Origin of the sequence: Campylobacter sp. BCW_4321 (assembly GCF_001763075.1) — a bacterium.
Lineage (GTDB): Bacteria > Campylobacterota > Campylobacteria > Campylobacterales > Campylobacteraceae > Campylobacter_D > Campylobacter_D jejuni.
In genome coordinates this window covers 28214-47385 of record NZ_MJYA01000035.1, presented here as the reverse complement: position 1 = coordinate 47385, position 19172 = coordinate 28214, and the positions used below count along the sequence as shown (strand labels likewise).

Annotated in this window: 19 protein-coding genes and 1 pseudogene; 5 read left to right on the top strand and 15 right to left on the bottom strand. The window is 29.2% G+C overall.

The window, feature by feature from the left end:
• From AJN58_RS05290 to pheS, 9 genes are all read right to left on the bottom strand, one after another.
• On the bottom strand, nucleotides 1-1290 hold the full coding sequence (locus AJN58_RS05290; RefSeq protein WP_044779238.1) for a sensor histidine kinase: 1290 nt from the start codon (nucleotides 1288-1290) through the stop codon (nucleotides 1-3).
• A complete protein-coding gene (locus AJN58_RS05285) occupies nucleotides 1284-1946 on the bottom strand; it encodes a response regulator transcription factor (protein ID WP_004305935.1) in 663 nt (220 codons plus the stop codon). Before AJN58_RS05285 ends, AJN58_RS05290 begins: the two co-directional genes overlap by 7 nt.
• Entirely contained in the window at nucleotides 1933-3516 is a 1584-nt protein-coding gene (gene serA / locus AJN58_RS05280) for a phosphoglycerate dehydrogenase (RefSeq protein WP_044780500.1), read from the bottom strand. The genes AJN58_RS05285 and serA overlap by 14 nt, the downstream gene beginning before the upstream one ends.
• Nucleotides 3513-4001, bottom strand: coding sequence for a hypothetical protein (locus tag AJN58_RS05275; protein ID WP_070276251.1), 489 nt, complete (start codon nucleotides 3999-4001; stop codon nucleotides 3513-3515). The genes serA and AJN58_RS05275 overlap by 4 nt, the downstream gene beginning before the upstream one ends.
• Nucleotides 4001-5671 carry a 30S ribosomal protein S1 gene (locus AJN58_RS05270; RefSeq protein ID WP_070276249.1) on the bottom strand — a complete coding sequence of 557 codons (1671 nt, stop codon included), beginning with the start codon at nucleotides 5669-5671 and terminating at the stop codon, nucleotides 4001-4003. Before AJN58_RS05270 ends, AJN58_RS05275 begins: the two co-directional genes overlap by 1 nt.
• Before the next feature lie 132 nt (nucleotides 5672-5803).
• Nucleotides 5804-6637 carry a 4-hydroxy-3-methylbut-2-enyl diphosphate reductase gene (locus tag AJN58_RS05265; protein WP_002861592.1) on the bottom strand — a complete coding sequence of 278 codons (834 nt, stop codon included), beginning with the start codon at nucleotides 6635-6637 and terminating at the stop codon, nucleotides 5804-5806.
• A complete protein-coding gene (gene aroA, locus AJN58_RS05260; protein ID WP_070239657.1) occupies nucleotides 6627-7913 on the bottom strand; it encodes a 3-phosphoshikimate 1-carboxyvinyltransferase in 1287 nt (428 codons plus the stop codon). The genes AJN58_RS05265 and aroA overlap by 11 nt, the downstream gene beginning before the upstream one ends.
• Entirely contained in the window at nucleotides 7910-10231 is a 2322-nt protein-coding gene (gene pheT / locus AJN58_RS05255; RefSeq protein ID WP_070261282.1) for a phenylalanine--tRNA ligase subunit beta, read from the bottom strand. The genes aroA and pheT overlap by 4 nt, the downstream gene beginning before the upstream one ends.
• Nucleotides 10228-11220: a phenylalanine--tRNA ligase subunit alpha gene (pheS, locus tag AJN58_RS05250; protein ID WP_002852567.1), complete on the bottom strand. Its 993-nt coding sequence runs from the start codon at nucleotides 11218-11220 to the stop codon at nucleotides 10228-10230. Before pheS ends, pheT begins: the two co-directional genes overlap by 4 nt.
• 123 nt (nucleotides 11221-11343) lie before the next feature.
• Between pheS and AJN58_RS05245 the strand changes: the two genes are divergently transcribed.
• On the top strand, nucleotides 11344-11709 hold the full coding sequence (locus AJN58_RS05245) for a histidine triad nucleotide-binding protein (RefSeq protein ID WP_002857192.1): 366 nt from the start codon (nucleotides 11344-11346) through the stop codon (nucleotides 11707-11709).
• Nucleotides 11710-11738: 29 nt separating this feature from the next.
• Here the strand turns inward: AJN58_RS05245 and AJN58_RS05240 are convergent, their stop codons facing one another.
• Together AJN58_RS05240 and AJN58_RS05235 are read right to left on the bottom strand one after the other, a co-directional pair.
• The gene (locus AJN58_RS05240) at nucleotides 11739-12308 is read right to left on the bottom strand and encodes a DJ-1 family glyoxalase III (protein WP_004305949.1); all 570 of its coding nucleotides are present in this window, start codon (nucleotides 12306-12308) and stop codon (nucleotides 11739-11741) included.
• Nucleotides 12301-12480: a hypothetical protein gene (locus AJN58_RS05235; RefSeq protein ID WP_010891894.1), complete on the bottom strand. Its 180-nt coding sequence runs from the start codon at nucleotides 12478-12480 to the stop codon at nucleotides 12301-12303. Before AJN58_RS05235 ends, AJN58_RS05240 begins: the two co-directional genes overlap by 8 nt.
• A gap of 82 nt (nucleotides 12481-12562) precedes the next feature.
• Between AJN58_RS05235 and AJN58_RS05230 the strand changes: the two genes are divergently transcribed.
• Both AJN58_RS05230 and AJN58_RS05225 read left to right on the top strand, forming a co-directional pair.
• Nucleotides 12563-13306 carry an amino acid ABC transporter permease gene (locus AJN58_RS05230; RefSeq protein ID WP_002861598.1) on the top strand — a complete coding sequence of 248 codons (744 nt, stop codon included), beginning with the start codon at nucleotides 12563-12565 and terminating at the stop codon, nucleotides 13304-13306.
• A complete protein-coding gene (locus tag AJN58_RS05225) occupies nucleotides 13299-14030 on the top strand; it encodes an amino acid ABC transporter ATP-binding protein (RefSeq protein ID WP_002861599.1) in 732 nt (243 codons plus the stop codon). The genes AJN58_RS05230 and AJN58_RS05225 overlap by 8 nt, the downstream gene beginning before the upstream one ends.
• A 20-nt stretch (nucleotides 14031-14050) precedes the next feature.
• On the opposite strand, the gene AJN58_RS05220 is transcribed toward AJN58_RS05225, so the two are convergent.
• The 4 genes from AJN58_RS05220 to AJN58_RS05205 form a co-directional block, all read right to left on the bottom strand.
• Nucleotides 14051-15517, bottom strand: a complete 1467-nt coding sequence (locus AJN58_RS05220; protein WP_002861600.1) for an alanine/glycine:cation symporter family protein — start codon at nucleotides 15515-15517, stop codon at nucleotides 14051-14053.
• 103 nt (nucleotides 15518-15620) lie between these two features.
• Nucleotides 15621-16088, bottom strand: coding sequence for a tRNA (cytidine(34)-2'-O)-methyltransferase (locus AJN58_RS05215; protein WP_002921721.1), 468 nt, complete (start codon nucleotides 16086-16088; stop codon nucleotides 15621-15623).
• A 2-nt stretch (nucleotides 16089-16090) separates the two neighbouring features.
• Entirely contained in the window at nucleotides 16091-17077 is a 987-nt protein-coding gene (locus AJN58_RS05210) for an alanine racemase (protein WP_002861602.1), read from the bottom strand.
• Entirely contained in the window at nucleotides 17078-18055 is a 978-nt protein-coding gene (locus AJN58_RS05205; RefSeq protein ID WP_004305957.1) for a murein L,D-transpeptidase family protein, read from the bottom strand. It lies immediately after the preceding gene.
• Nucleotides 18056-18208: 153 nt separating this feature from the next.
• Here AJN58_RS05205 and AJN58_RS05200 point away from each other — a divergent pair.
• Nucleotides 18209-18666, top strand: a pseudogene (locus AJN58_RS05200) (hypothetical protein).
• A gap of 86 nt (nucleotides 18667-18752) precedes the next feature.
• On the top strand, nucleotides 18753-19172 hold the full coding sequence (locus tag AJN58_RS05195; protein WP_053872822.1) for a copper chaperone PCu(A)C: 420 nt from the start codon (nucleotides 18753-18755) through the stop codon (nucleotides 19170-19172).

Sequence of the window (19172 nt, the reverse complement as noted above, 5' to 3'; positions counted from 1 at the left end):
TTATCCTTGACTGAGTTTAAAACTAAAACTAGAACCATAGCCTAAAGTGCTAGAAATTTCAAGATAACTTTTATGTATACTTAAAATTTTCTTTACTAAAAAAAGTCCCAAACCAAAAGAATTATCACTTTTTACATCAATTTTATAAAATTTTTTTGTAATCAATTTTATTTTATCTTCTTCTATACCTTTTCCAAAATCTTGCACTATTATCTTTTGATCTCTTGCTGTTAAAATGACTTCTTTTTGACTATATTTTAAAGCATTAGAAAGCAAATTTATAATCACTTGCTCGATTAAAAATTCATCAGCCTTAACTTTCGTGCTTTTACCTTGCAATACAACTCTTTCAAAGCCTGGGTTTTTAGTGATTTTTTCACACAGAGAAAAAAGATCAAATTCTTGCATCTGCAAGGCTTCACTATTAAGATTAAAAACAAAATTAAGCTTATGGGTCAAAGCATTAAGCTTAATGCTTTGACGCGAAATTTTTTCTAGCAATTCCTTTTTTAATTTTTTATCTTCCAATTTCTCATCTTTTAGCATCTCTAAGCTAAGATCAATCACGCTTAATGGATTTTTAAGCTCATGAGAAATAGCAGAAATCACACTAGCAAGCTGAGTATTTTTTAAAGTGATTTTATCGCTTTGTTTTTTATTTTTCTGGGTATTCTTTAGAATTTTATCCTTAGTTTTTAAAAGCTTCTCATTTAGCAAATTAAATTCTTTAAACATTCCTTTTTCTAATATAACAACTTTATGATCCCCTATAGAATCTAAAAAATCCAAAATTTTATTAAAATTTTTCTCTATTCTTCTACCTAGCAACAACATTAAAATAAAAACAAACAGCAAGGACACTCCAAAACCGATTGCCATTTTTGTCCAAAAAAGTTCTAAATCTAAAAAACGAGGATAAACAATAATAATATATTTATATCCTTTGTAAATAAAGCTTTTAGTGAGAATTTTTTTTGAATCGAAATTTAAAATTTTTCCTTCTTTAAGATTAGAAAAAAAATCAGGATTTTTTACAGAACTTATTTTCATATCATTGTTTAGGATAATAAAATCAGCCCTAGTATCTTTAGCAAAATCCTTGATATTAGCATCATTTAAATGTTCTAAGAGAGAAAATTTTAAAACATCATCAAGGCTTTTGATTTTTTGCTCATATTGTTTTATAAGCAAGAAATTAAGATAAGAGTTAGTAAAAGTACAAAAAATAAACCCAAAAATCAAAGCCAATACAACAAAAAAAACTATAAAAATATTTTTAGTTTTTAGCATAATTTATAGCCAACACCTCTAACGCTTATAATATGATCTTTTAGTTTTGGAAATTTATTTCTAAGTCTTGTTAGAGCTATATTGATTGTTTTATCACTTGTAGTATCATCTTTCCAAACGCTTTCGCTTAAAAATTGTCTAGTAAGCAAGGTATTTGGATTTTCAAAAAAATATTTTAAAAGCTCATAGTCAAGATTTGAGATTTCTAATTTTTGATTTTTGTAAAAGAATTCATAATTAGCCAAATCTAAAATAAAATCACCAAAAGATAGTTTTTCTTCTTCTTTTTTATGGCGTTTTAAAATTGCTTTAATGCGAAGCAAAAGCTCATTAAAATCAAAAGGTTTACAAACATAATCATCACAACCACTTTCAAAGCCTTCGAGCAAATCTTGATGCAAAGCCTTGGCTGTAAGAAAAATAACTGCTTCTTTATATCCTTGCTCTCTTAAATCTTGAATTTTTTCTAAAGAATCTCCACTGGGCAAATTTCTATCGACTATTAAAAGATCGATTTGCTCATTATCGAGCAAATCTTCAACTCCAAAAAAATCCACTAAAGATATAACTTCATAACCACTAGATTTTAACTTTAAAACAAGCAGTTCGTTTAAATCTATATCATCTTCTATAATTAAAATTTTAAATTTCAACATATTGGACAAATACACACGCCTCTAATTGTTTTAGTTCATCTAATACTTCTTTCTGAACTTTTTCATCAATCAAAACAACAGCCAAAGCATACCCAAAACCATCTCTACCAAGCCTAAAATCAGCTATATTGATATTTTTAGCTGCCAAAACGGAGCTGATTTTAGCTATAACTCCTGGTATGTCTTTGTTTTTAAAAATAATCATTTTCCCTTTTGGCTTAAAATCAGTTTTAAAGCCATTTAATCCAACTATGCGTTGTTCATTTTCATTAAACACTGTTCCTGAAACACTGATATTTGAATTTTCGGTGATAATTTTAACGCTAAGTTTATTATTATAACCACTATTTGGAAGAGTTTCGCAAGATAATTCAACTCCTTTTTCTTTGGCAACAAATTCTGCATTAACATAATTAATTTTCTCTCCTAAAATTCCACCCAAAGCACCAACAGCTGCAAAGGTTAGCATAGAATTTGCATACTCGCCAATAATTCCTTCAGCCTCTAATTTAATACTTTTTATAGGATTTTTATCAATTTGAACAGCTAAAAAAGCCATTTTAGAAACAAGTTCTATATAAGGAGCTACAAAAGGTGGTAAATCTTCGGTTTTAATTGGCAAATTTAAGGCATTAGGATAAGCCACGCCTCGTGCTGCACTTAGTGCTTGCTCACAAGCTTCTCTTGCGATATTGTCTTGACTTTCTAAAGTATTTGCTCCTAGGTGAGAAGTAACTGAAATATTTTCAAAGTCTAAAAGAGGATGATTAGTCGCAGGTTCTTTATTGAATACATCTATACCAAGCCATGCTATTTTACCACTTTTTAAACCTTCATATAAAGCCTCTTCTGTGTACAATCCTCCGCGAGCACAATTTATTAATCTTATTCCATCTTTCATTTTTGCAATTTCTTGCTTTCCTATCATACCATTGGTTTCTTTGGTTTTTGGTGTGTGAATGGTAATAAAATCACTTTTTTCTAAAATTTCATCCAAATTTTTTGCTTGCTCCATATCTAAATCTGTAATCTTAGAAGCAGAAATATACGGATCGTAGGCTAAAATTTTCATACCAAATGCTTTAGCACGGATAGCTACTCTTGAACCTATATTTCCAAAACCTATAACCCCTAGCGTTTTGTTCATCAATTCAATGCCATACCATTTTTCTCTTTCCCATTTTCTTTCAATTTTTAAAAAATTATGAGCATTGACAAAGCTTCTAGCTGATGTTAAAAGATGTACCATTGTTAGTTCAACTGCGGCAATAGTATTTGCAGTTGGGACATTCATCACAATCACTCCTCTTTTAGAACACTCTGGAATATCAACATTATCTACGCCCACCCCAGCACGCACAAGCGCTTTTAATTTTTTGGCATGATTTAAGAAATTTATATCTACATCTGTAGAACTTCTAGTAATAGCAACTTCAACATCGCTTAGCATTTGCATAAGTTCATCTTTTGGAACTTTTGCAGCTTCTATAAGCTCAATATCTTCAGCTTTTCTTAGAATATCGATACCTTTATCCAAAATAGCATCACATACTATAATCTTTTTTTTCATAACCAAATTTCCTTTACTTCTGTATTTATTTTATATTTTTTTAATTCTTTCATAATATCATCTATAAGTTTTTCATTACCTGTATCCAAAAAGATTTCTGGACTATCACCTGATTTAAGAAGAAAATACTTCACATTAAAAGAATTTAAAGTCTGTCTTAAGCAAAACATAGAATAAATATCATATTTTCCAACTATAAGTTGATAATATTTATTTTTCTCCTTAAGCTCGCTAGTATCCGCATCAAAATATAAGGTAAATTTTTCTGCTGCTGGGGTAAAATCTCGTGTAGGCCATTTTGCTAATTCTTCTTGCCATGAAAGATCTTGATTTTGGGTTTGAATGCTTGGCTGCGTATTTGTATCTTTAGCAAATTGTGGAATGAAATTTACATTAGCTTTAAATTGCCAAAGTAATGTAAAAACAACAGCAAGCAAAATGAGTAATAAAATACTCAAAATGCTTATTGTAAAGTATTTTTTCATTAAGTTAGTTGATCTTTAATGATATCACCTAAGGTTACTTTATCATCATTATTGATTTCATTAAGAACTTCTCTTTCTTTCATTCTAATAAGATTTTTAACACTTAGGCGAATTCTATTTTTCTTTTCATCAATAAAAACTATAGCAGCTTCAATATCGTTGCCAATTTTTAAATTTTCAAGCATAGAAGTGCTTATATCTTCTTTATGAATTAAAGCATCAACATTTTTACTTAGCTCTACAAAAACGCCAAAATCTTTAATATCACGGATAGTGCCTTTTACAATATCGCCGACTTTATGAATTTTGGCATATTCTTGAACTGGAGAGCTACTTAATTCTTTTGCGCTTAATGATATTTTTTGGTTTTCTTCATCTATTTTGATAATTTTTACTTTGATTTTATCCCCTTGAGAGAATTTGTCTTTGCATTTATCATTTCTATCCCAAGAAGCATCTTCATTATGCAACAAACCTTCAATACCGCCAAGTCTAACAAACGCACCAAAAGAAGTTACTGAGGTAATTTCTCCCTCAACCACATCTGCAATTTTGTAAGATTTCATAAATTCATCAAAAGGTCTAGAAAGTAAATTTCTTAAAGAAACTCTTAAGCGTCTTTCATTTGGATTGATTTCAATTACTTCAACATCAATTTCTTGGCCTTTGTTGATATAATCTTTTGGATTTTTAATATTTTTATCCCAAGAAATTTCACTGATATGTAAAAATCCTTCTATATCATTTCCTAAATCCACAAAAGCACCGTAAGGCTCTATATTTGATACTATTACTTTAATGGTATCACCTACATCAAGAGTATCTTTTATCTCACTCCATGGATCAGGTAAAGCCGCTTTTATAGATAAGGATAAATGTTTGCGTTCTTTATCATACTTTATAACTTTAACTGGAACTTTATCGCCCTCTTTATAAAGTGTTCCAGGATTTACAGGTCCTTTGTAAGAAATTTCGCTGTAATGAACAAGGCCATCAACACCTCCTACATCTACAAACATACCATAGGTGGTAATTTTTTTCACAATACCTTCAATTAAATCTTCTTGTTGTGCTACATTATTGATCAATTCTTTGCGTTTTCTTCTCTCCTCATCTAAAGTTTTTTTACGAGAAACAATGATACTTTGCTCATCTTTGTCGATTTTAATAATTTTAACTTTAAACGTTTTGCCTATAATGTTATTTGTTTCTTTGAAGCCATATTGAGATTTTGGCAAGAAAAATTCAACATCATTTTCATCAACAACTATCAATCCGCCTTTATTTTTTCCAACTACTTTTACGGTAAAAATATCATCTTGATTTTCTTGATAGTTTTTAATAAATTCAATAACTTTTTCTTTTCTCAAAGCTTTTTTATGAGAAAGTAAAGATCTGCCACCACGAGAACCCATAACAGCAACTTTAATACTATCGCCTACATTAAATAATAGCTTAGAATTATCATCTTGTATTTCACTAAGAGCTAAAATACCTTCAGATTTTTTGCCTATATCTACATAAACTTCATCATTTTTGATCTCTACAATCACACCCTCTGTTGTAGTCTCTTCTCTTGATTTATCGAAAGCCTCTAAAAGCAGTCCAAAATCTTCTTCCTCAAGATAATCATCTACGCCGCCTTGAACTTTTTTGTTCACCTCGCTCATTATGGTCCTTTAAAATAATTTTTAGAAATTGATTGATTTTACCTTATTTTTCTTTAATTAGTGTTAAGTTTTTTTATTTTTATTAATTTTTTTTAAATTTTTGACTTTTTTATTCTATATTGAAAACATTTTTTAATTAATTTTAAAATTTTCTATTTTGGCGATAACTTTTTGTATGATCCAATCAGGAGTACTAGCGCCTGCGCTAATACCACAATGTTTTTTATCTAAAAACCATTCTTTTTTTAACTCTTCTTCGGTTTCAATTAGATAACTATCTTCACAATTGGTTTTTGCAATCAAAAAAAGTTGTTTTGTATTGGCTGAGTTTTTACCCCCTACAACAACCATAACATCACTTTTAAGCGAGAGTTCTTTAATAGCATCTTGATTTTTAAAGGTTGCATCACATATAGTATTAAAAACTCTTACTTCTTTGGTTTTAAGTATTAAAAAATTTACTATCTCCATAAAATGTTCAGGCTTCTTAGTTGTTTGGCTTACTACAGCTATTTTATTAGGAAGTTTTATATGTTGAAGCTCTTTTTTATCCAAAACTACATAAGCTTTTGTGCTTACATAACTTTTTACTCCTTTAACTTCGGGATGATTTTCATCTCCAAAAATAACAACTTCATAACCCTCCTTGCTCATTTGCTCGCAAATTTGTTGTGGCTTTGTAACAAAAGGACAAGTGGCATCAAAAATTTCTATATCTTTTTTTCTCAATTCTTCTAAATCTTGCTTTGTAATACCATGAGTTCTTATAATAGCCTTTTTTTCATTGCTTAAAGCTTTTATATTTTCCAAAGTTTTGACATTAAAATTTTTTTGTAAACGAGAAATTTCTTCGTTATTATGAATAAGAGGACCTATAGTTGCGGCATCTTTTATTTGTTCTGCTTTTTTAATAGCTCTTTTAACACCAAAACAAAAACCATAGTTTTTTGCTAATTCAATAATCAATCCTAGCTCCTAAATTTGATAAAATCTCTATAAAATTTGGAAAAGAAGTTTTTATACAATCACTATCATCAATCTCAACTCCACAAAGCAAACCTAAAATAGCAAAACTCATAGCAATACGGTGATCTCCATAGCTTTTAATTTTTGAAGATTTTAGTTCGCATCCACCTTCTATTTCAAAACCATCATCAAGTTCTCTAGCTTCAACACCACAAAGCTTTAGATTTTCAACCATCGCAGTAATTCTATCGCTTTCTTTAACGCGTAATTCTTTAGCATTTATTAAACTAGATTTACCCTTAGCCAAAGCAAAAGCTATAGCCAAAGCAGGCGCTTCATCTATCAACCAAGCGATATTATCTTTAACTTCTATGCCATTAAGCTTGCTAGACTCCACCCTGATCTCACCAATAGTTTCAAAATCATTTTGAGTTATTGTCATTTCAAGTTTGGCGCCCATTTTTTGCAAAATTTTATACGCCTCTATACGAGTAGGATTAAGTAAAATATTTTTTAAAATAATTTGAGATTTAGGCAAAATAATAGCTGCTAAAACAAAATAAAAAGCCGAAGAAGGATCATTAGGAATGATTATATTTTGAGCTTTTAAAGGTTTTTTTAAAGGACTTATTTCAAGACTTAAGCCATCATTACTAACCCTTATTGGAGCTTTCATAGCCTTTAGCATGTTTTCACTATGATTTCGACTAAGAGAAATTTCACTAAAAGTGCATATATTATCAGCTCTAAAAGCAGATAAAATCATAGCTGTTTTAACTTGAGCTGAAGAAATTTCGCTTTTATAGTTAAAAGCTTTTAATTTTTGACCTTCTATACAAAGTGGAGCTAAATTTGCCTCATTTCTTCCATAAATTCTAGCGCCTATTTGAGTAAGTGGTTTGCTTATCCTTCTCATAGGACGATTGTTTAAATACTTATCTCCACTCAAAATAAAAAAACCAGAAATTCCTGCTAAAAATCCTATCATCAAACGCATAGCGGTTCCTGAATTTCCACAGTCTAAAATACAATTTGGAGATAAAATTTCTTTAGGGGGTATAATTTTGACGCAAGAATCTTTTTGTTCAATTTTAGCTCCAAGATTTTTTATAATTTCAAGAGTGTTTAAAGTATCTTGAGCTAAGAGATAATTTTGAGCCTTATTTTCTTCTTGTGTTAAAAGCGAAAATATAGCAAAACGATGAGATATGCTTTTATCTGCTGCTATATTTTCAAGTATAGCATTTATAGAGGTTTGCAATTTGTAAATTTTCATCTTAAATCAAGACCTAAATTTTTAAGAGTATTTAAAATTTTACCCATGCATTCATTTACTTGATTATCTTCTAGAGTTTTATTTATATCTCTAAAAGAAAAACTCATAGTAATGCTATAAAATTCTTTAAGGTTTTCATCACTATAAATATCAACTAAACGAAAATTTTCAAGTATTTCTAAATTCAATTCTTCGATACAATTTTTAATCTGATTGTATTCAAAACCTTTAGGTATTAACACGCTAAGATCTCTAGTGATAGCTGGGAATTTGGAGTAAGGCTTAGCTATTTTAAAATCTTGCTTAATTAAATCTAAATCAAGTTCGCAAATATATGTTTTTGGCAAATCCCTCTCATTTTCTATTTTTAAATGCAAACGGCCTATAAAACCTACTTTAATATCCGATAGATAAATATCTGCTTGTTCATAAGGGCTTAAAATATTATATTTTGATGATTTTAGTTTAAAATCGCCTATAATATTTTTAATGTCTAAAAGAAAATCATAAAATTGCACCGATTCAGGTTTTGCCTTATTAGAAATTTTAGCTTCTTCTTTTAAGCCAGAATGGATAAATGCGATACGATTTAATTCTTGATTATTGACATTGAAAACAACCCCTAGTTCAAAAAGTTTAATAATTTTTTTAGAATTTTTTGCATTTAAACTTGCTGCATTCAATAAATGATTTAAAAGGGTTGTTCTTAAAGTATTAAGTTCTGCTGTAATTGGATTGATTAGTTTTAATTTAACAGAATCAAAACCCAATTTTTTAAGTTCTTTTTCATTGTCTAAAACATAATGTAAGCTTTCAAAATAACCACTAGCTACTGCTCTTTTCCTTAAATTCAAAAACTCAATATAATTTTTATATGCAGAATTTAAACGATTTTTTTCTATAAATTCTAAACCCTTAGAAGCAATATTATCAATACCTATAATTCTTACAACTTCCTCGCAAATATCTGATAAATTTTTAATATCAGGACGATGTAAAGGTACTTTAACATTTATAAGCCCTTCACCTGAAAGTATGAGCTCAAAACCTAATTTCTTCAATATTTTTAATACTTCATCTTTATCAACATTTTGCCCTATTATATCGCCAATACTTTCAATACTTATTGGTATGATTGGTAATTCTTTATTGGTTAAAATTTGTTGAGAAGAACTATAAATAACAAGATTTGGAATCTGCTCAAAAATACTAAGCAAAAAATCCATTCCTAAATTTAATTTAGGTTCACTTCCCCTAAAACTTCTATAAAGCATTTTTTCATCTTGATCTTTATGATATATTTTAGCATCTGCAATTACCAATGGATCGGTATAATTAGCCTCAATAATAATTATTTTAGAATCATCTTTACATCTACTTTCATTATTTTGGAAAATTCCGCTAAAGCTTAAAAGTTTATCTTTGTAAGATACTTTTGTTTCTCCATGCATTTGCTTGCTTAAATTGATGGTAAATTCTTCATCTTTTTCAGAAAAACCACTTAAATCATAAGCATTAAAAAGAACACCAGTTGAATGCGTTGCATAATTTAATAAATTTTCTATGGAATTTTTTCCCAAACCTTCAATTTGAGCAAGTCTTAAACTAAGCAATAAATTTGTTTGAATTTCTTCTTTTAGCTCTATAGCTCGATAATTATAAAGTCCGTTAAGTTCTTTCTCAGCTGCTAAGCGCAAAATTCTACCGATACCCAAAACATTTTCACTTTCTTTGAATGGTTTTGGTTCTTTTAAATTTAAATTTAAAGCTGTAGCTAAATCACGAGCAATACCATAAATACTTAAACAATCACCCCTATTAGGAGTAAGCTCTACTTCTATTAGCTCATCATTAAAAATTTCATAAGTATTTAAAGCTCTCCCAAGTTCTAATTTCCCTATACTCTCATCTAAAAGCATAATTCCTTCATTGATTTTTTCAAAACCCAATTCTAAACTAGAACAAAGCATACCACAAGAATCCACTCCTCGTAATTTTGCTTCTTTTATTTCCATACCGTTTGGCATGATAGCACCTTTAGTTGCAACAGCTACAAATTGTCCTACATCAACATTCGCAGCACCGCAGACAATTTGCAAGGTTTCACTTCCGATATCAACTTGACAAATGCTTAATTTATCTGAATTTTCATGTTTAATTTTTTCCTTAACATAGCCTACAACAACTTTATCTGGAGCCTTTAAAACGCCAACCCTATCAACTTCTATACCTATAGAATTTAAAGTTTTAGCTATTTTATCTGAACTTATTTCTTCAAGTTCTAACCAATCATTCAACCAACTTTTAGTAATTATCATCTAAACTGCTCCAATAATCTTAAATCACCTTCAAATAAAGATCTTAAATCTGGAATTTGATGCAAAAGCATTGCAAAACGCTCTACTCCTAATCCAAAAGCATAGCCACTTACATTTTCATAACCAACAAAATTATAAACATTAGGATCAACTATTCCACATCCTAAAACTTCGAGCCAACCTGTATGTTTGCAAACTCTACAACCCTTTCCTTTGCAAAATACACAAGAAATATCAACTTCAGCAGAAGGTTCTGTAAATGGGAAAAAACTTGGACGAAAACGAACTTTCACATCTCCAAACATATAACGCAAAAAATCTTCCAATACACTTTTTAAATTTGCAAAGCTAACCTTTTGCCCTTCTTCCACTACAAGGCCTTCAACTTGATGAAACATAGGAGTATGCGTAATATCAAAATCTCTTCTAAATACAGCACCAGGGGCTATCATCCTAATAGGAGGTTTTTGTGCAAGCATTGTCCGTATTTGCACTGGCGAAGTTTGTGTTCTTAAAAGCCTTTTATCATCAAAATAAAAGGTATCTTGCATATCTCTTGCAGGGTGAGATTTAGGTAAATTCAACGCTTCAAAATTATGAAAGTCATCTTCTATTAAAGGCCCTTTTTCTATGCTAAAATTCAAAGCTATAAAATACTCTATGATTTTATCCATGGTGCTCATAACAGGATGCAAGGCACCTGTTGTAATACTTTCATCAAAATAGTTAAAATTTAAAGCATCTTGTTTCATTCTTTCTTCTAAAGCAAGATTTTCCAAATCTTTAAATTTAGCTAAATAAGCCTCATTAAATATTTCTTTTTGTGCATTTAGTTTAGCAGCAAATTCTTTTTTCGCCTCATCTTCTAACTCTTTAAGCTTTGTAAAGCCTTCTGTTAAAATACCTTTTTTTCCAAGAACGGAAATCCTAATGGCTTCCAAATCATTTAAATTCTCACATTTTTGAATCTGTTCTATAAAATTTTGCAATTTTCTTACCTTAAAATAAAATATTTCAAGTTCTAATTCTATTAAAAACTATTTTAAATTCAGCATAAAAACCAAACTTTAAAGATATAATTGTATCAAACCAACAATAAAAAAGGATAAATAATGCAAGAAAAAACAATTTTTGAACTCATAGTTGAAGGTAAACTTCCATGCAATAAAGTGCTTGAAAGTGACGATTTTCTAGCATTTCATGATATTGCACCCAAAGCACCCATACATATACTTATAATCCCTAAAAAACATTTTAAAGACTTTCAAGAATTTGATCCTGAACTTATGGCCAAAATGACAAGTTTTATACAAGAACTAGCTGTTCTTTTAGGCGTAGATAAAAGTGGATATCGCTTGGTAACAAACTGTGGAAAAAATAGCGGACAAGAAGTTTTTCATTTGCATTTTCATATGCTTGGAGGTTTTGAACTGCCTAAGGAAAAAACAAAAAAAGAAAATCCTCAAGCTTTATTTTAATTTAAATGGTAGAAAAACTACCATTTAAATTATTTTGTCAGAGGTAGCAACATTCCCTCGTATAATTTTTGATAAATTTCATCACCGCATAACTTTTTAGCTAGTTCTAAACCAAAAAGAATTGCCGTAGCTGGACCTGCTGAAGTTATAACATTTTTATTTACAACTACAGCCTTATTAACACGATTTCCATTAAGTCCAACTTCACAACTAGGATAGCAAGCAAACTCGCCCTCTAAAACACCTGCTTCATTTAAGACTATAGGAGAAGCACAGATTGCGGCAACAATTTTATTGTTGCTATGAAGTTGTTTAATGATATTTAAAATAATATTTGAATTCTTAAGATTCATCATACCTTCAAAGCCACCCGCCAAAGCAATGGCATCTAAATTTTCTATATCAACATCCTCTATAGAACAATCTGCTTTTATACTAATGCCATTAGCACCCTTTACTAATAACTCACTATTTAGCGAAGCTATAACAACTTCCAAATCCGGATTTAATTCTCTTGCTCGTTTTAAAACATCTGCAATTCCTATAAATTCAGCTTCTTCAAAACCTTGAGCCAATGGAATTAATACTTTTTTACTCATTTTGTTCTCCTTTTTTATATTTTTTAAATCTTTCTTCTCTTTCTTTGTTTTTTTGCATCATTTGATGATTGAATCCTATGACCAAAACAATCATTAAAAACACAAAAATAACTATTAGAATGAAATCTAAAATTTCCATAAATACAACCTTATTTTTGGGAAATTCTAACACATTTTTTTAAATCTTTAGAGAAAATTCAAAGATATTTCTATAAAATCTTTTTTTAAATAATTTCTCTGAAAAGGTTTACAAATTGAATCAGAAAAATATAAGAATTTTTGTTTTTTTTGTTATTATTATTTTATGGGGCTATTTTTCTTTCCCGATAGAAATATTAAAAATTCAAGATCCTAGTGGAGTTGTAAGCTATGGCTATACAGAAAATGCAAAAGCTTATTTAAAAAGTTATCTTATTACGCTTTTATTAACTGCTTGTGCTGTTATTATCGGAGTGATTATTGGTTTTAGCTTAGCTATTTTACGCTTCTCTAAATTTAAAACACTTAATTTTATTATAGATGAATATATAGACATTATACGAGGAACACCAGTAATTTTACAATTGATGATTTTTGCTTTTGTAATTTTTACTTTTATAGATAACCTTTATGCAGCCATTCTTGCACTAGGACTTAATAGCTCGGCTTATATAGCAGAAATTGTAAGAAGTGGCATTAATAGTGTGGATAAAGGACAAATGGAAGCTGCAAGAGCAATGGGACTTGATTACAAAACTTCAATGAAAGAAATTATTCTTCCTCAGGCTACTAAAAACATTCTACCTGCATTAGCTAATGAATTTATTTCTTTATTTAAGGAAACTTCTGTTGTAGGATTTATTAGTGTTGTTGATATTACCATGCAAAGTCAAAGCTTGCAAGCCGTACTTTACAATCCAAAACCTATTATTTTCACTGGACTTGTTTATTACGTAAGTGTAAAAATTTTTAGTTATTTTGCAAAAAAACTTGAACTTAGGATGAATAAAAATGATTGAAGTTAAAAATTTACAAAAAAAATATGGAGAATTAGAAGTTTTAAAAAATATTAACACTACAATCTCAAAAGGCGATGTAATAGCTATCATAGGTCCAAGTGGAGGAGGAAAAAGTACATTTTTACGCTGCATCAATCGCTTAGAAGTAGCTGATAGTGGGGAAATTTTAATCAATAAGCAAAACATACTTGATAAAGAAATTGATATTAATAAGATCAGGCAAAAAGTTAGCATGGTATTTCAGCATTTTAATCTTTTTGCTAATAAAAATGTTATGGAAAATTTATGTTTAACGCCCATTAAAACAGGAATTTTAAGTCAAGAAGAAGCCATAAAAAAAGCAAAAATACTTCTTGCTAAGGTGGGTTTAGCAGACAAAGAAAATATAATGCCCCATAAGCTCTCTGGTGGACAAAAACAACGCATAGCTATTGCTAGAAGCTTGATGATGAATCCTGATGTTATTTTATTTGATGAGCCTACTTCAGCTCTAGATCCTGAAATGATAGGCGAGGTTCTAAGCATTATGAAAGATGTTGCAAAAGAAGGTTTAACTATGCTTGTGGTAACCCATGAAATGGGTTTTGCTAGAAATGTTGCCAATCGTATATTTTTTATGGATAAAGGAAAAATTGCTGTTGATGCAAGCCCTAAAGAAGTATTTGAAAATCCTAGCAATGAAAGATTGAGAGAATTTTTAAACAAGGTTTTAAATCATTCATAAGCCATTAAGGCTTATGAATTTTAATCCCAACATTCAGCGTTTTTAATTCCAAGTTTACTAGCGTTAAATTTAGGATCTATACCAGATTTTTGTTGCGTATTAAAATCTTTTAAAACTTTATTTACTATACCACCTAAAAGCAATAAAGATATAATATTTGTCGTTGCCATGAAAGCCATAGTCAAATCAGCCAAATTCCAAGCAAGTTTTAAATTCATTTGCGAGCCTATAAAAATCATAGCTACAGCTGTAATTCTAAACAAATTCATTACAAATTTGGAATTTGTTAAATATTTAACATTAGCTTGAGCATAATAATAATTTCCTATTAAAGAAGTTATTGCAAAAAGAACAATAGCTATAGTAATAAAATGGATTCCAAAGCTACCATAATACTCACGCATAGCTTCTTGAACTAAAGGCATTCCACCATCGATTTTACTTTCTCCAAGTCCTAAATATGCCATAGAAAAAAGAACTAAAAATCCAGAACTTGTACAAACAACAACATCAATTAAAACTGAAAAGGCTTGTATAACACCTTGTTTAGCTGGATGACTTGTCAAAGCTGCTGCAGCTGCATTAGGTGCCGAGCCCATACCTGCTTCATTTGAAAAAAGTCCTCTTTTAATCCCTATAACTAAAGCAGAACCAGCAAAACCACCAAAAATCGCTTTAAAATCAAAAGCACTTTGTAAAATCATATGAACCACAGAAGGAATTTTATCAAAATTCATTAAAACAGCAATCACGGCAAGTAAAACATAAGCTAAAGCCATAAAAGGAACAATTAAAGAACTAATTTTACCTATTTTAGTATGGTGAGAAAAAAACATCCATGCACCAAAAATAGTTAAAACAATACCAATAATCATTGGCCAAGAACTTGATGCAAAATCTACAGCAGCATTTGGATTAAACATATCATAATAAACTTTAAAAGACGAAGTCATTGTTTGACTTTGAAGTCCGTTAAATCCATAAGCATAAGTAATAATAAGAATAAAAGCAAAAAAAGCTCCAAAAAAATGTGAGCCTAAGGCTTTTTTTATATAATAAGCTGGACCACCTTTAAACCCGCCTGTATCATCTTTTGATTTGTAAACTTGAGCTAAGGTACTTTCAGCAAATGCTGAGGCACCACCAAAAAATGCCATAACCCACATCCAAAATAAAGCACCAGCTCCACCTGTAGCCAATGCCAAAGAAATTCCAGCGATATTTCCTATACCAACTCTAGAAGCAGTTGAGATCATCAATGCTTGAAAAGGTGAAATATGTTCTTTAGTGTGTCCTTCGTTTTTTTCTGTAAGAATTTTAAATACAGAACTCAACATACGAAACTGAACAAAGCGAGTTAAAAAACTATAATAAAGCCCACAAACAATAAGTAAAACTACCATAATAATGTCTGTATTTGGGACAATCTTATTAGCTATAATATCAGACGCTTTATTGGCAAAATCTAGTATAATATCTAAATTCATCCAAACTCCTCAAAAAATAATCTAAATTTTACTTTAACATAATTTTTATAAAAAGGACTTTATGATTTTATTTGTTTTAAGTTATTGTGTAAATTTGAAACTTTTAAGAAACAAAATTGCTAAAATTTTGTCTTAAAGCTTCATAAGAGATTATACCAACGCTTGTAGCTAAATTTAAACTTCTTCCATAAGATTTCATAGGTATAGTTATAGCATTTTCCCAATTTAATTGCATTAATTCCATAGGTAAGCCATAACTCTCACTTCCAAAGAATAAGAAATCATTTTTTTGAAATTCTGCATCAAAATAAGCTTTTTGACTCTTAGTTGTTGCGAAAAAAAAGCGATTTTTATAAATCATATTTTCATTTAAAAATTCTTCAAGATTCTCCCAAATAATAGGCTCTAATTTATCCCAGTAATCAAGTCCTGCTCTTCTAACAGCCTTTTGAGAAATATCAAAAACAGTTGGTTTAACAATATGAAGTTTAAAACCAGCATTAAAACACATTCTACCTATACTACCTGTATTTTGCGGTATTCTAGGGTGAACTAAAACTATATTAAACATGTTTATACTAGAACTCTTTGAATGTTAGGGTTTAATTTTACTAAAATTTCATAGTTAATAGTATGAAAAAAATCAGCCCAAATATCAGCATCTTTAAACACGCAAATTTCCTCACCAGAATTTTCACAAGAAAAACTATCCATTGACATCTTTCCAAGTATTACTTTTCCATTTCCAAGCACTAACTCCCCTTTTCCATTGTAACGGAAAAGACCATCAGCATAACCCAAATCATAAGTTGCTACTTCCATATCCTTTGCAGCAGTAAAAATGCCTCCATATCCTATACTCTGTCCTTTTTGTAAAATCCTTTGACTTAATCTATGAGCATACAAACTTAAAACTCTTTTTAAATTTGATTCCCCATATCCAAATTGAACAAGCCCAACTCTACAATATTCATCTTCAGGAATTTTCCCTCTAAATAATGCTGCAGAATTATGCGAATGAAATAATAAATTTGAAAAATATTTTTTTACTATCTTTTTAGCTTTTTGAAAATTTTCTTTTTGAACAAAAAAACTTCCATCCATTTCATCTGCACTAGCAAAATGTGTAAACATTCCAGTAAGTTTTAAATCACTACTTCGAATAAGATTTATAGCATGCTCTAAATTTTCTACACAAATTCCGTTGCGATGCATGCCTGTATCTATTTTTAGATGTATTTTTATATCTTGCTTGTATTTTTTTACTTGGGAAATATCATTTAAAGCATAAATAAATCGAGAATTTTCATTACCATGAGGACGATGTGATAGTATTAATATATTCTCAAAAAATTCTTCGATTTCTTGAGCTTCTTCTTCACTCTTAACAGCAACAAAAGAAACTCCTAAATTTTTGGCTAATGGAGCTAAAAGCTTAGCTCCATGTCCATATGCATTATCTTTAAAAACGCAAATTAATCTTTGAAAACTCCCTATTTTTTTAGCAATATGTCTTAAATTATATTCATAAGCTTTTTGATCAATTTTTATTAAAGACATTTATTGCTCTGCTAAAATTTTCATTTTACCTTTACTATCTATCTTAACGTATAAAATTTTATCGCCTCTAAACTGATAGTTTTTAGTGTAATAATCCTCATAAAATGAAATTCTATACATAGTTTCATTTTCTAAATTCGGATAAGGGCTGATATTAATATCTGAAAATTTAATCTTTTTATCTTCTTTACGAGAAAAAATAGATTTTTTCATGGAAGCAAACTGTTCAAATTTCATTTTATCAAAACGTTTAAATTCTTGCTCATCATAAAAACTTAAATAGGTATTAGTATCACTATTTGTCCAAGCTAGTTTCCATGTAAAAAGATCAGCCAATAAACTAGCTATTTGATCCTTTTTAGCTCTAATTTTTTCTTTTTCTTCTGTCATAACAAAAACTTTTTTGTCTTGCACAACTTGTGCAAATTTCTCCAAATTGTTATTAAATAAAGCAATACACCCTCTTGTTTTAAATTCATCAAGTCTAGAACCATCTAAAGGATAGCCATGGATCCAAATACCACCACCTGTTTTTCCTTGTACTTTATCAAGTAAATTTGGATAAGTTGTAGCAAAAGCAAAGGGACCATAATAAGGATCACCTGGATTAAACTTACGACCTAGCTCATAAAAACCTACTGGCGTTTTCAAATCTCCTTCTATTTTTTTATCGCCCATTAATCCAGTTATTATTTCTTTTTGTTCAAAATCTTTTCTTATTTTTCCATCCTCGTAAGAATAAACACGGAGAATTTTATCTGTTTTATTTGCAAGCACGATAGCAACATTATCATCATAATATCCGAGTGAAATATTTTTATCTCCTATTTCACTTAACCAAAAATCCTTTTGAGTTAATTCTTTTTCAATCGCTACGCCAACAGCATCTAACCCTTGATTAAGATAAATTTTAACAAGATCTGAGGCATGCAACATCAATGAAGAAAGTGTAATTAATAAAGTAAGTCGTTTTAACAATGTTTTTCCTTAGGTATTTCAAAATTTTTTAAGTCAAAAATGTTTGTGATTATAATATTTTTTTTCTTAAAAAATATTAATTATATTAATAATGCGACCTTATTTATGATATAATTTTTATAAATCATAAAGGCTTGTTTTAAAAGGTTGTCTATAGTGGTAAGAAATTTTTATAGAAATATCTTTTTAGGCATTTTGTTTTTAGCTTTTTATGCATTATATGATAAAAAGAAAGTATATTTAGCTTAAATACATGCCAAGATCTAGCTTGTGACTTAAATTTACAAGATTGTGTTTTTTCTTTTAATAAAAAAATATTGAAGTTTCAGCCTACCCAAAACCTATAAAAATTTTCAATAAAACTACTATAAAAATTAAAAATTCTCCTCATTATTCTAATTTAAAGATTAAAATTTATAGTTTAAATTCCTAATATAGGCGATATCATTCCTAAAAAATTTATATAGTTAATGGTGATATTCTTATAAATTTTATAGTATAGAAGTATTACCAATGATTCTAGATTTAGGGTTGAATTTTTATCCAGCTGGTTTTTTCTTTGATTGTGATGTTACTATGCAAAAAATTTTCAAACAGGTAATACACATTGAAAGATTTTAAAAAATTTATATTCAAATAAAAATATTTTTTGATATAATGAACAAATATTTAATATTATAAAAATAAGGATGCAAATATGAAAAAAATTCTTCTCTTAGGCGCTCTTTTTGCTGTAAATCTTTGGGCTGTTAATGATATAGAGGTAAAAAATGCTTTTGTAAAACAAACTCCACCTCATGCGAAAAATAGTGCTATTTTTCTTACCATTTTTAATAATACTGATAAAGATATTGCTTTAATAGGCGTCAAAAGCGATATCAGTGAAGCAAGTGAACTGCATACACATATACACAAAGATGGAAAAATGATGATGCAAAAAATTCCTGAAATTATTATAAAAGCTCATTCAAGCACAGAGCTTAAATCAGGAGGTTACCATATAATGCTTTTAAAACTAAAAAAACCTATTATTAAAGATATGAAGGTAAATTTAGATTTAAAATTTAATAATCACAAAACCATAGAGTTAAAAAATATTGATTCTAAAGAATTCTAA